General features: G+C 68.3%; 15 protein-coding genes. 11 read left to right on the top strand and 4 right to left on the bottom strand.

Annotated elements, in window-relative coordinates; genetic code table 11:
* The first annotated feature begins 3 nt into the window (after window positions 1-3).
* From ACFU5M_RS17490 to ACFU5M_RS17470, 5 genes are all read left to right on the top strand, one after another.
* Window positions 4-1,143: a septum formation family protein gene (locus ACFU5M_RS17490; protein ID WP_379050023.1), complete on the top strand. Its 1,140-nt coding sequence runs from the start codon at window positions 4-6 to the stop codon at window positions 1,141-1,143.
* 10 nt (window positions 1,144-1,153) lie between these two features.
* Complete coding sequence (locus tag ACFU5M_RS17485) at window positions 1,154-1,504, top strand: metallopeptidase family protein (protein ID WP_379050021.1); 351 nt, start codon at window positions 1,154-1,156, stop codon at window positions 1,502-1,504.
* 164 nt (window positions 1,505-1,668) lie between these two features.
* The gene (locus tag ACFU5M_RS17480; protein ID WP_040864191.1) at window positions 1,669-1,980 is read left to right on the top strand and encodes a PE domain-containing protein; all 312 of its coding nucleotides are present in this window, start codon (window positions 1,669-1,671) and stop codon (window positions 1,978-1,980) included.
* A gap of 49 nt (window positions 1,981-2,029) precedes the next feature.
* Complete coding sequence (locus ACFU5M_RS17475) at window positions 2,030-3,202, top strand: PPE domain-containing protein (protein WP_379050019.1); 1,173 nt, start codon at window positions 2,030-2,032, stop codon at window positions 3,200-3,202.
* Window positions 3,199-4,026: an ESX secretion-associated protein EspG gene (locus tag ACFU5M_RS17470; RefSeq protein WP_379050018.1), complete on the top strand. Its 828-nt coding sequence runs from the start codon at window positions 3,199-3,201 to the stop codon at window positions 4,024-4,026. Before ACFU5M_RS17475 ends, ACFU5M_RS17470 begins: the two co-directional genes overlap by 4 nt.
* Window positions 4,027-4,036: 10 nt before the next feature.
* Here the strand turns inward: ACFU5M_RS17470 and ACFU5M_RS17465 are convergent, their stop codons facing one another.
* The 3 genes from ACFU5M_RS17465 to ACFU5M_RS17455 form a co-directional block, all read right to left on the bottom strand.
* Window positions 4,037-4,705, bottom strand: a complete 669-nt coding sequence (locus tag ACFU5M_RS17465; protein WP_379050015.1) for a histidine phosphatase family protein — start codon at window positions 4,703-4,705, stop codon at window positions 4,037-4,039.
* Window positions 4,702-5,616 (bottom strand): prephenate dehydratase, encoded by a 915-nt coding sequence (gene pheA / locus ACFU5M_RS17460; protein WP_379050013.1) that lies wholly within the window; start codon window positions 5,614-5,616, stop codon window positions 4,702-4,704. Before pheA ends, ACFU5M_RS17465 begins: the two co-directional genes overlap by 4 nt.
* A 97-nt stretch (window positions 5,617-5,713) precedes the next feature.
* Window positions 5,714-6,127 carry a hypothetical protein gene (locus tag ACFU5M_RS17455; RefSeq protein ID WP_379050010.1) on the bottom strand — a complete coding sequence of 138 codons (414 nt, stop codon included), beginning with the start codon at window positions 6,125-6,127 and terminating at the stop codon, window positions 5,714-5,716.
* 75 nt (window positions 6,128-6,202) lie between these two features.
* Between ACFU5M_RS17455 and ACFU5M_RS17450 the strand changes: the two genes are divergently transcribed.
* The 6 genes from ACFU5M_RS17450 to ACFU5M_RS17425 all read left to right on the top strand — a co-directional run bounded on the left by ACFU5M_RS17450 (window position 6,203) and on the right by ACFU5M_RS17425 (window position 10,940).
* Window positions 6,203-6,346 carry a hypothetical protein gene (locus ACFU5M_RS17450; RefSeq protein ID WP_379050008.1) on the top strand — a complete coding sequence of 48 codons (144 nt, stop codon included), beginning with the start codon at window positions 6,203-6,205 and terminating at the stop codon, window positions 6,344-6,346.
* Between the two features lie 51 nt (window positions 6,347-6,397).
* Window positions 6,398-7,165 carry a DUF2470 domain-containing protein gene (locus tag ACFU5M_RS17445; protein ID WP_379050005.1) on the top strand — a complete coding sequence of 256 codons (768 nt, stop codon included), beginning with the start codon at window positions 6,398-6,400 and terminating at the stop codon, window positions 7,163-7,165.
* Between the two features lie 317 nt (window positions 7,166-7,482).
* The gene (locus ACFU5M_RS17440; protein WP_379050003.1) at window positions 7,483-8,271 is read left to right on the top strand and encodes a CPBP family intramembrane glutamic endopeptidase; all 789 of its coding nucleotides are present in this window, start codon (window positions 7,483-7,485) and stop codon (window positions 8,269-8,271) included.
* 128 nt (window positions 8,272-8,399) lie between these two features.
* Window positions 8,400-9,767 carry an LCP family protein gene (locus ACFU5M_RS17435; protein ID WP_379050000.1) on the top strand — a complete coding sequence of 456 codons (1,368 nt, stop codon included), beginning with the start codon at window positions 8,400-8,402 and terminating at the stop codon, window positions 9,765-9,767.
* A 10-nt stretch (window positions 9,768-9,777) separates the two neighbouring features.
* Window positions 9,778-10,320, top strand: coding sequence for a ferritin (locus tag ACFU5M_RS17430; protein WP_379049998.1), 543 nt, complete (start codon window positions 9,778-9,780; stop codon window positions 10,318-10,320).
* A gap of 71 nt (window positions 10,321-10,391) precedes the next feature.
* Complete coding sequence (locus tag ACFU5M_RS17425) at window positions 10,392-10,940, top strand: ferritin (protein ID WP_379050078.1); 549 nt, start codon at window positions 10,392-10,394, stop codon at window positions 10,938-10,940.
* A gap of 211 nt (window positions 10,941-11,151) precedes the next feature.
* Here ACFU5M_RS17425 and ACFU5M_RS17420 read toward each other — a convergent pair whose 3' ends face one another.
* Complete coding sequence (locus ACFU5M_RS17420) at window positions 11,152-12,072, bottom strand: DUF5926 family protein (protein ID WP_379049996.1); 921 nt, start codon at window positions 12,070-12,072, stop codon at window positions 11,152-11,154.
* Between the last annotated feature and the right edge of the window lie 192 nt (window positions 12,073-12,264).

The raw sequence follows: 12,264 nt of genomic DNA, 5'->3' as shown, positions 1-12,264 counted from the left end.
GCGATGTCCTCCGAACCCGTGTCCCGGTCCCCGCAGGCGCCCAAGCGCGGCGCATCGTCGCGTGCCGACTCGGTACGCCGCTCGTTCGACTCGGCCAAGGCCGCTCTCGCCGAGAGCAACCTGCGCGATGTGCACCTGTCGGCGCCCACGTTGCGCTGGGGTCTGCTCGCGGTGGCCGTCGGCGCCGTGGTCGCAGCCCTGGTGACGCTGTCCATCACCGGCTTCGACAACGGGAAGAACCTGGAGGTGCACAATCCGGGCGCCCCGCCGCAGCCCGTGCTGGACAAGGAATTCGGCACCGCCGCCAAGGGCGACTGCCTGAGCTGGACCAGGCCCGACCGGTCCGATCTGGTCAAGGTGAACTGCTCGAGCAAGCACATGTTCGAGGTCGCGGCCGACGTCGATATGAGCAGGTACCCGGGCAAGGAGTTCGGTCCCGGCTCGCGCTTCCCGGACTCGCTGCGGCTCACCGAGCTCAAGGAAGAGCACTGCGTGCCCGCGGTGCAGAAGTACATGTCCGGCCGCTTCGATCCGCGCGGCAAGTACATCGTCGGGCTGATGTACCCGAGCCCGGACGGCTGGCAGCACGGTGACCGCACGCTGCGCTGCGGCCTGCAGGTCGCGGCCAGCGTCGGCACCCCGCCTTCGGTCGGCAGCGCCACCGAGCACGACCAGTCCAAGGTGTACGAGCAAGGCGTGTGCCTGGGCATCAACCAGAATCTGCCCACCGATCCCGTGGACTGCTCGCAGCCGCACGCCGTGGAGATCGTCTCCACCGTCGATCTCGCGGGGCACTTCACCGGCGGCCCGCCCGCGAAAGAGGCGCAGGACAAGTTCGTGGAGGAGGAGTGCACCCGCACCTCGACCGACTACCTGGGCGGGCCGGACGTCATCCGCAACAAGACGCTCACGCTGTTCTTCGACTACATCGATGCCCGCAGCTGGATGGCGGGCAGCCGCAGGCTGGACTGCATGATCGGCAAGGGGGCCGATCAGGAAGGTTTCGCACCGATCACCGGTTCGGCCAGGGGCGACATCCTGATCAACGGCCAGGCTCCGGTGCCGCCGCCGAACAACGGGCGTTCCACGCCCGCACCGCTGCCCGGCGCCGCGCCGCTGCCGCCGCAGCCCCAGCCGAGGTAGCCCAGCGCCGATGCCTGTAACGATGTCCGACGACCGGTTCGAGGAATTGGTCGGGGACGCATTGGATCTCATTCCGCCGGAACTGACCCGCGCGATCGACAATGTGGTCGTGCTGATCGAGCCGCGCAATCCGGAGGATCCGCATCTGCTGGGCCTGTACCACGGCATCGCGCTGACCGAACGCGACAGTCATTACGGCGGAGCGCTTCCCGACACCGTGACCATCTACCGCGAGGCGATTCTCGAACTCTGCGCCGACGAGACGGAAGTGGTGGAAGAGGTAGCGATCACCGTGATCCACGAGATCGCACACTATTTCGGCATTGACGAAGACCGCCTGCATCAGCTGGGATGGGGATAGTCTTGACCGAGCTGTATTGCGCACCCCGAGCGGTGGGTGTGTAATCGGCACGGAGATCGAAAAGTTGGGGATTCGATGGAACCGATCGCGTTGCTGTCGCGTCCTATCACTCGAAGGGGGAATTCTCGTGGTTCCGCCCCACAGCCACTAGAAGGAGTCGAGTCATGGTTGGACATGTACTGATCGCACCCGAAGCCATACTCGCCGCCGCGGCCGAACTCGACCTCGTCGCCGAACGTCTGGCCGCCGCCGCGGCGATCACCGCGCCCGCGACGCACGTGCTGCCCTCCGGCGCCGAGGAGGTCTCCTTCCTCGGCGCGAGCCATTTCAACCAGGGGGCGATGTCGCACGACCGCGCCATCGCGCAGGCGATTCTGGAATGCCACCACGCCGCGGCGACGCTGCGCATGCAGCTGGCACAGCACGTCGCGGGCGACGTGGTGCGCGCCGCGGGCATCAGCGCCATCCAGGTGTAGTTCCGGGACCGAGATCATCAGCAACGTATAAGCAGGGGAGAAGTCGAACATGGTTGCAGGAGTCACCGGGGTGATCTGGGCGGCGCGCCCGTCGGAGATCAATTCGGCCACCCTTCACGCGGGCGCGCACGCGATTCCGATCTCGGCCGCGGCCACCGCCTGGGGCGGGCTGACCGCCGCCTGGGTCGACGCGACGACGACCGTCGCCAGGGTGATGGCCGAACTCGGCGTCGGGATGCAGGGCATCAACGGTATCGCCGCGCTGAGCAAGCTCACCGGCTTCCTCGGCTGGTCCGAGCAGCAGGGCGTCCAGGCGGCCGCGATGGGTGCGAAGGCCGCGGCGAACGCCACCGCCTACACCGTCGCCTCGCTGGCGATGCCGAGCCCGCCCGAGATCGCGGCCGTCAACGCCGCCTTGGCCGCGTCGGCGAATCCGCCTGGTGTGCTGAGCGGTGCGTTCGAGGTCGCGGAAGTCGCCAGGAACGCCATGGACATCCGTGCGGCGTTGGTCATGGAGACCTACGAGGCCGCCACCAGCGCCATGGTCGCCACGCCTGCCGAGTTCCTGCAGCCGCCGGCGATCGCCAAGGGCGCCGGAACGGCCAGCCCCGAACAGGCGGCGGATACGACCGCCACCGAGGTCCCGGCCGATCCGATCCAGGCTGCCGTGGCCGCCACGCAGGCGTTCTTGAGCAATCCCGGTGTGGCGAGCGCTGCCACCCAGGCCGCTCAGGCCGTCGGCTCGATCGCCACCACCGGTGTCTCCACCGTCGGAAATGTCGCGGGCAGCGCGATCGCGGCGGCGACCACCACCTCCGCGCCCACCTTCTCCGGCATGGCTCCGATGGTTATGGGAGCCGGTGCGGCGGCCACCGCCGCAGGCGCCACGACTCGCGCGGTGTCGTTCTCCGGCCTCGGGTCGGCGGCGAGCATCAGCAACGGCTCGCTCAAGCTTCCGGAAGGCTGGGGCTCCACCGGCACGATCGGTGGCTCCGCCCCGGTACAGGAGACCGTCGCGGTCAAGCCCGTCGACGCGGCACCGGTTCGTCCGGCGAACAACGGCAACGGCAACCCGCTGCTCGGCAACCAGGCTCGCAGCGACGAGGACGACGAGACCGAGCACAACGGCCTGGACTACCTGCGGTCGACCGAGCACTTCAACGACGGCCGCTTCACCGCCGATGGAGTCATCGGCGGTGACTTCAGCGGGACGGTTAGGTGACCGTACTCGGTGCGGGTCGCGACCCGTCGACGCTCGAGGCGGTCGTCCTGTCGCTGGACGAGATGCAGTTTCTCGTAGAGAAATTGCAGATCGAAGTTCCCGTCGTCTTGAACGCTCGGGCACGTTACGACAACCTGACCGATCACAAAGCGGCGATGGACGCGGCCGCCGAGTCTCTCGCCCAGCGGGAGCTCCTCATCGACGATGTGCTGCATCGCGATCTGGAGAATCGGCTGCGCGCGCTGAACCGGCCACACTGGATCATCGCGCTGCGGTTGATCGTCGACGGTTGGGTGAGCCGCTTCTGTCTGGCGAAGGGCGTCGACCTGCCGGTCGTCGCCCTTCGGGGACAGGACTCCTACGTCATCGACGAGGCAGGAATCGATCTGCCCGGCACGGTTCTCGCGGCGCTCGGCTACGCCGAGCCGCTGGAGCTGTACGGCATGAACGCCCCGACCGAAGAGCTGGCCACGATTTTCGGCGACACCGGTGACGCCGCGGCCACCGCGCAACGACTGACGAAAGTGGGTAACCCAGCCCACGATGCGAAGACCTTGGCGGCGGCTTTGGTCGAGATCCACTCGTATGCCGAGATCGTCGGCGTGATCTACGGTGACGGCACCAGAGAGATGGCCGACAACCACATCGCCGTCTTCGACACGCGCGCAGGCCGATTCATCGCGACCGCGAGCAAGTCCGACGACGGCGTCAAGTGGACGTCGCTCAGCAGCGGAACCCCCGCGCGACTGCGCACGGCGGTGCACGATCTGATCAACTCCCTGCCGGAACGCGAAGAATTCCCACGGAATCCGAAGCTCTCCTGAGCAAGCGTCGCTAACCCATGGGATCGTCGGAGGTCGGTGCGACGTCGTAGCCGAACGGCGGCGTGAACCGGCCCCAGCGAGTGCACTCCCACCCGCCATCCGGCACAGGCACCAACTCGATGGTCTCGGTGTTGTCCAGGTGGTTGTTGGTGGTGAACGGCGGTCGCACATCCGCGAGCGTGCGGCCGACGAGGCGCATAGCCGCGCCGTGACTGACCACCATCACGTCGCCGTGCCCGTGGTCGTCCGGCGTCAAATAGGTGTTCCGCAATTCCGCGACCACCGGCAGGAATCGATCCAGCACGTCCTGGGCGGACTCGCCGCCGGGCACCCGCAACGTGAGATCGCCTTCGTGCCAGGCGCGATAGATTTGCTGGAACGTCCGGTGCGCGTCCTCGCTGTGCTCTCCCTCCAGGTCCCCGGCCTGTACCTCGTGCAGTCCGTCGAGCACCATGGCGGCGACACCGGTCGCCGCCTCGATGTAGCTCGCGGTCTGGCGTGCGCGCAGTGCCGCCGAGGAGAACAGCACCTTCGGCGGGCGGAGCAAGTTCTCACCGAACATCTTCGCTTGTGCCGCACCGCGTTCGGTCAGCGGCAGTCCTGGGATCCTGGTGTCCAGCAGCTTGGCGACATTGCCTTCGGTCTCCCCGTGCCGGACCAGAATCAACCTCCCGGTCATAGGTCCGCCATCCCCTTTCTCAGCTGAATCAACCACTGCGCCGCGGATTCGTCCGACGGTGGCGGCGTGCCGGTCGCCGAAGTCGCCGGCCAGGACCCGAGAAAACGGATCCGCGCGGTGCGGTGCAGTGCCTTGAGCGCCTCGCCCACGGCCGTGTCATCGATGTGCCCGACGCAGTCGAGATAAAAACGGTAGGTGCCCATGCCGGTTCGGGTGGGGCGGGACTCGATCCTGGTCAAATCGATGCCGCGCGTGGCGAATTCGGCGAAAGCGCGCATCAGCGAGCCCGGTACGTTCGGCAATTCGAGCACGATCGAGGTGCGGTCGGCGCCCGTGGCGGGTGGCGCCACCGTGGGCGGGGTGCACAGCACGAACCGCGTGATGGCTTGCTCGTGGTCGGCGACCCCGGAGGCCAGCGCGATCAATCCCAGCCGTTCACCCGCCAGGGCGGTCGACACGGCGGCATCCGCGTGGCCGGCCACCACGTCTTCCGCGGCCGCGGCATTGGACGCCGACGTGTAGGGCTGTGCCTGCGGCAGATGCCGCGCAACCCACTGGCGCACCTGTGCGGCGGCCACGGGGTACGCGGCGAGCGTGCGCACATCCGGAAGCGCCGTGCCCGGCCTGCCGAGGATCGTGAAACTCACCTCGAGTTCGGTCTCGGCGACGATCTGCAGACGCGGACCGATTGCCAGGGAGTCGAGCGTCGCCGATATCGACCCCTCGACGGAACTCTCGATCGGCACCACCGCGCCGTCCACGTCGCCGGAGCGGATCAGGTCGAGCGCGGCCCCTTGGCTGGGCGCGGCAATCCGCTCGACGGGTCCGTCGAAGGCTCCCGAGGATTCGAGTTGGGCGAGGGCCATCTCGGTGAAGGTTCCGGACGGCCCGAAGTACGCGATTCGCGGCACGGTTACGAGATTACTTGCGCGCTCGCCCCGGCTCCCCACCAATTGCGGAAGCCCTGGCCACCGCGCGGCCTATGTTCCACGGCCGCCCGAGCGCTGTTCAACCGGCGTTGAGCACCCGCAACGCGGCGTTCACCCGGTCACCGGCCTCGGTTTCGATGGCGAGCAGGACGGATCGGACCGCCTCGACGGCCGGCGCTTTCAGCGACGTCAGGAAGGCGATATCGGGGTTGCGCAGAGCGGCGCCGATGTCTTCGCCGCACAGGGCGGCGACCGTGGCGGCGACGATGGCCACTGCGCGCTCGCCGGAGGCGGTGCGCGCGACGAAGCCGGTATCGGAGTGCGCGACCTGCGCGAGAAACTCGGCGATCTCGCTGTCCGGCGCGTTCAGTTCCACGGTCGGCGCGGCGGGGCTTGCGCCGATGTTGCGGACCAATCCCTCGGCCAGACTGCGCCGCGGGGGCGTCGACAACGTCACCAGCACCGGTTCTCCGGATTCCGTCCCTTCCGACACGCCCTCACCGTAACAACCCTGTTCAACCCCGGATCGGCTGCCAGCGCGGGACCGGATGTCCGCGGCGAGCAGATCGTGCTGCTCGGCGATGCTGCGCAGCTGAACTGGCTCAACATTCAGATGCTCGTGCTGTTCGCCGCGGCCGACCGCGATGCACAGTTCAGCTCGCTTCGATTCGGCTCGATCGGAACGCTTGCGGAACCACGCGCCGTCACTTAGCTTAGGGTAACCTAATCAACACTGCGCGCCGCCCGCTCCACGGAGGTTTCTATGCCGCGTCCGTCCTCGACCGTCGCACCGTCCACCGCTGAGCGGGTGCGCAGCGCGTGCGCCCACGCGGAGCAAGCGGTGCTGGCCATGCCGGGCACCGATCCCACCCCCGCGTCGGTGCACCACGTACGCCAGTGCGGCGACGCCGTGATCGCGGTGCCCACGGCCTCGGTCGCCGCCATCCTGGCCGGCAATTCCGGCGAGCAGGGCGCGCCCGCCGTGCTCGAACTCACCGACCACGCCCCGCTGCCGCTGCGCGAGCCGGTGCGCGCACTGGTCTGGCTGCGCGGCTGGGTGCGCGCGGTGCCGGCCCGAGCGCAGCGCGCGCTGGCCACCGAGGTGGCAAAGGACCATCCGCATCCCGCGCTGCTCGACATCGGCTTCGGCGCCACGCTGCTGCGGCTGGTGATCGACTCCGCGGTGGTGGCCGACTCGACCGGCGCGGAATCGGTGAGCAGCGACGAGCTGCGGCTGGCACAGCCGGATCCGTTCTGCGCCATGGAATCCGCGTGGCTACAGCACATGCAGGCCGACCACGCCGATATCGTCGCCCAGTTGGCCAGGCACCTGCCGCCGCACCTGCAACGCGGCATCGTGCACCCGCTCGCCATCGACCGGTACGGGCTCACCCTCCGGGTGGAAGGGCACGACGGCGACCACGACTTCCGCTTGCCGTTCAGCGCACCGGCCGACGACATCGAAGGGCTCAGCCGGGCCGTACGCACCCTGGCAGGTTGCCCGTTCCTCAACGGCCTGCGCCGCATCTGATCCGGCTCGACGACGCACCCGGCTCCGTCCCCAGCGCCGCCGCTCGCGGACGCAAGGCCCGACGCTTCGGCACGGAACGACTCGCTACTCCGGGATGCCGCGTCCCGATCGCGCAGTGACGACCGCGCGATGCCGAAATCCGCTCTCGAGGCCGCCTCGGGCTCGACCGGTTGGCCGCGTGCACAGACCGAGTCGATGCCGCCCCATCGGAGGGTGACCTCGTCCACCGAGTCGGACCGGGTGGCCTCCAGCCCGTCGCGGGATTCCGTCGGCGACGCGACGCGCGCCGGGGCGCGCGAGCGCAATAGATTCGAGCCATGCGTGCGGATGTCCAGGGGGACGAGGCCGAGCCGACCGATCAGGAGCGGCTGGCTATCAAACTCGAGATCACCGTGGTGCTGCTGGTCACGTTCGGGCTCAGCGGGCTCAGCGCCGCGCTCTCGCTGGTGGAGAGTACGCTCGCGCCGGGCGGGATCGGTGGGCGGACCGTCGCGCTGAACCCGTCGCGATCCACGCAGTCCACCATCGACCTGCTGTTCCAGTTGCTCAGCGTGCTGCGCCTGGCCGGGTGGGCGGCGTTGGGCCTGTATCTGCTGTGGCGCGGCGGCATCGGACCGCGACTGATCGGGCTGGCGAATCGGCTCCGGTGGCGAACAGACGTGCTACCCGGCTTGACGCTCGCCGCGATCATCGGACTGCCGGGGCTGGGACTGTATCTCCTGGCACACGAGCTGGGTTTCAGCGTGACGATCGTGCCCGCCTCCCTCGGCGACTACTGGTGGCGGCTGCCCGCGCTCATCCTCTCGGCCTGTGCGAACGCCCTGGCCGAGGAGGTCATCGTGGTGGCGTTCCTGCTCACCCGGCTGCGCAGGCTCGGATGGTCGGCGAACTCGGCACTGCTGACCACGGCATTGCTGCGTGGCAGCTATCACTTGTATCAGGGTCTGGGCGGCGGGCTCGGAAATTTTGTGATGGGCGTCATATTCGGTCGCTATTGGCAGCGCACGAACCGGCTGTGGCCGCTGGTGCTCGCGCATGCGACCATCGACGCGGTCGCTTACATCGGCTATACCGTTCTGCGCGGACATGTTTCGTGGCTCCCGTGACGCAACCGTGCCCTCCGGAACGCTAACAACGCGGCACCGCCTGCGAATTAGGTAGCAGCGCCGCTTCCGCGTGCGCCCGGTGTCCACATGCGACACCTCACAACCGCCCGATAAGTAGAGTTCCAGTGATGAACGGCGACGACCCCCAGCGCAACGCGCACAAGCGCCGGATGCCGCCGCCAGGCAGGCCCGGTGAGCCTCCCATGCGCCGCCGCATGCCGCCGCCCGGTTCCGGCGCACCGCCACCGATCGAGCCGACCCAGGTGATGCGGCGCGACGGAACAGCCGGTCCGCACGGGCAGCCGCTGGCATATTCGCAGGTCCCTCCGGAACAGGCTCGGCGAATGCCACCGCCTCCGCAGGCTCGCAGGCACGCGCCCACGCAGCGCCCGGCGCCACATCACGAAGCTCCCACGCACGCGCCCACCCAGCGGCCGGTGCCCTATCACGAAGGTCCACCGCACACGCCGCCGCGGAAACCACGGTCGTCGCGCGAGGGTCCGCCGCCCGTGCCGCCGCGCGGCGAACGCCCGCCGCGAGCGCCGCGACCGCGCCGCAAGCGCCACCCGTTCCGGTGGTTCCTGGTGATCGTGCTGGTTCTGGTGATCGCGGCCGTCGGCGCGGTCATCCAATTGGACAACTCGCTCAACCGCATCCCCGCGCTGACGAACTACGCCGAGCGCGTCGGCGACACACCCGGCACGAACTGGCTGCTGGTGGGCTCCGACGGCCGCGGGGGACTGACCCCCGAGCAGGAGCAGGAACTCGCCACCGGCGGCGAGGTTGGTCCCGAGCGCACCGACACGATCATGCTGGTGCACGTGCCGAAATCGGGCAAGACCACCCTGGTCAGCCTGCCGCGCGACTCGTACGTCAGCATTCCCGGCCAGGGCAGGGACAAGCTGAACGCCGCGTTCGCCATCGGCGGCCCCGCGTTGTTGGTGCAGACCGTGGAGATCGCCACCGGCCTTCGCATCGACCACTACGCGCAGATCGGTTTCGGCGGCTTCGCCGGCGTGGTCGACACCCTCGGCGGCATCGACGTGTGCGTCCCCATGGCGATCGACGACCCACTCGCCGGCATCGACCTGCCCGCGGGCTGCCAGCGATTGAACGGACCACAGGCGTTGGGCTTCGTCCGCAGCCGGGCGACCGCGCTCGCGGACATCGACCGGATGAACAATCAGCGGCTCTTCATGGCCGCCCTGCTGAAGAAGGCGACCAGCGGCGCTACGCTGGCCAATCCGTTCAAACTCTGGCCACTGGCCTCCGACACCGCGAAGTCACTGAAGGTCGACAACGGCGACCACATCTGGAACCTCGGCGGGCTGGGCTGGGCGCTGCGGGGCGAAACCGTCGCCACGACGGTGCCGATCGGCGGATTCGACGACACCGACAGCGGCAACGTCCTGCTCTGGGACAAGGAGAAGGCCGGCCGGTTCTTCGACGCACTGGCCCGCGACCGTGCCATCCCGGAGGATCTGCTGACGCGGTAGCGTCGGTGCCATGCCGGACACCGACGAGTCCTTCCCCGACTTGCTGCGCACGCAGATCCGTCACGAATTCACCGCTGCCCAGCAAATTCTCGCCGCCGCCGTGTACTTCGACTCGCACAGGCTGCCGCAATTGGCCGGTCACGCCTACGGCCGGTCACGCGAGCACTACGGCAATGCGCTGCGCATGGTGCAGTACCTGCTGGACCGCGATCTCCCGGTGCAGATCGGCGGGCCGGAGGAGATCGTCTCGACTTTCGAAAGCCCGCGCGGCGCAATCGGCCTGCTGCTGGAGATCGAGCAGGATCGCAGTACCCGGATCAGCGATCTGGCCCGTGCGGCCCGCACCTCAGGGGACTTTCTGGGCGAACGATTCGTCCGGTGGTTCCTCGAGGAGCAGGTGAAGAACGTCGCCCGGATGACCACGTTGCTGGCCGTGATCGACCGCGCCGACGGGCAGTTGTTCGACGTCGAGGAGTTCGTCGCCCGGGAGATGCGAGCGCGGCCGCGCACCGATATACCGGCGCCGAAAATGGCTGGAGCGGCGCGGAATTAATTAGGCAACACTAGCCTCAATAAGGCTGCACTTGGATGACACACGACCTGACCAGCGCTAATGTCGATGCCATGTCAAGCCATCCGGACGCACCTCGCAGCAAATTTCACAGCCTGTTGCACGATCAGATCCGGCACGAATTCAATGCCGAGCATCAGTACATCGCGATCGCGGTGTGGTTCGACAATGCGGACCTGCCGCAGCTGGCCAAGCGGTTCTACAAGCAGTCGGTCGAAGAGCGCAATCACGCGCTGATGATCGTGCGGTACTTCCTGGACCGGGATATCAGCATCGAAATCTCCGGCATCGACGCGGCGAAATCGCATTTCGAGAGCGCTCGGGAGCCGATCGCGCTCGCGCTCGCCCAGGAGAAGACGGTCACCGAGCAGATCATCCAGCTGGCGAGCACCGCGCGGGAAGAGGGCGACTACCTCGGCGAACAGTTCATGCAGTGGTTCCTGAAGGAACAGGTCGAGGAAGTCGCGAACATGACCACGCTGCTCACCATCGCCGATCGCGCCGGGTCGAACCTGTTCGACCTGGAGGAATTCGTCGCTCGGGAAATGAGCTGCCCGAGCGACACCTCCGGCGCGCCATCGGTGGCGGGCGGCTCCGTCTGACGGAGTTCGCGTCGAAAGGTGATCAGGCCCGGTTCCACACCAGGAACCGGGCCTGACGCTGTTCATAGTTTTCCACCGACCACCGAAACGGCGCGGGATGCTTTCGGCATATTTCGCCGAAGGTTCGGTGCGACTTCCCTATCTTTCAGCGATATCAGCGGAAGCCGAAAAGCTTCGCCGCGAATCAATAGGGAATTCACATGAAACCCGCTCAGCGCAGTGTGACCTGACGCGACCGCAGGCCGTCGCGGGAGCGGCGCTCGTCGGCCGTCAATGGGGCGTCGACGGCCAGTGCCTCGGACAGGCGCGCACCGAATTCGGTTGCGGGCTTCACCCATTCGTCGGGGTGCCGCTCCCGGTCCAGGTCGAACACCGGGACCAGCACGCCGTGCGTACGGAACGACCCGGCGAATCGGGAGCCCTCGCCGAGGTGCAGACCGCCGGAGGCGTGCAGGCGAGCCAGCGCCAGCATGAGCGCATCCTCGTCCTCCGGCCGCACCCAGCGGATGTGTGCCTTCTCGCCCGCGTCCACCCACCAGGCCGCACCGATCGCGTCCGCGTCCAGCCCGAGCCGCGCCGAAGGCATGATCGCCTGTTTGGCCTGCTCGATGGTGGCGGCGACCTGCGGGTCGGGCTCGACTCCGGCAGGCACCCACCAGTCGAAGTCCTGGTGCACGGTCAGGTCAAGGCGCGCGGCGGGATCGATGACATCGGCCAGCCGCGGGCCGCCCGCGACGCTCGCCACGGAGGTCAGCGAATCACCGGGCTCGGCGGACTGGGTCCACAGGATCGCCGCGGCCAGATCAGCGGCCGGGTCGGCGCTCTGGGACTGCGTCTGCGCACCCACGTATCCGCTGGGCTCGTCGCCGGCCCGCACCAGCGCGGCCACCGCACCGGGCAGCACCGTGGCGAGCACGACCGGCCGCTCGGCCGCGATCGAAGCCGCCGGCGTCAACTGCGCGGTGGCCGAGGGAACGAACTCACGGAGCGCGACCAGATCGCACTCCGCGGCCAAGCCCTCGAACGGACGCGTGACGGCCTGTGCCGCTTGCTCCTGCGCTGCCCGCCGCTCGGCGAGACGCTGGGCCCGGTTCCCCCCGGGCTTAGGACTGTTGCGCTTGCTCTTACCCACGAGGGGTCAACCTACACAGTGTTCGGTTTGGCGCGCCTTCGGCGCGGCGTGTTCGCGACTGTGTTGTTTGGCCAGCGCCTACGGCGCTGGGTGTTCGCGGCCCTTTCGTGGCCACGAACGGCGCATGCTCGGTCTCACTTCGCGCGAAACCGGCTCGAAGGGGTGCGCTGGGCGATCGAGTTCCGGCATGGG

It is taken from the genome of Nocardia sp. NPDC057455, from assembly GCF_042802775.1.
GTDB lineage: Bacteria > Actinomycetota > Actinomycetes > Mycobacteriales > Mycobacteriaceae > Nocardia.
Note: the sequence above shows the minus strand (reverse complement) of the source record. Positions and strands in the feature narration are given on the sequence as shown.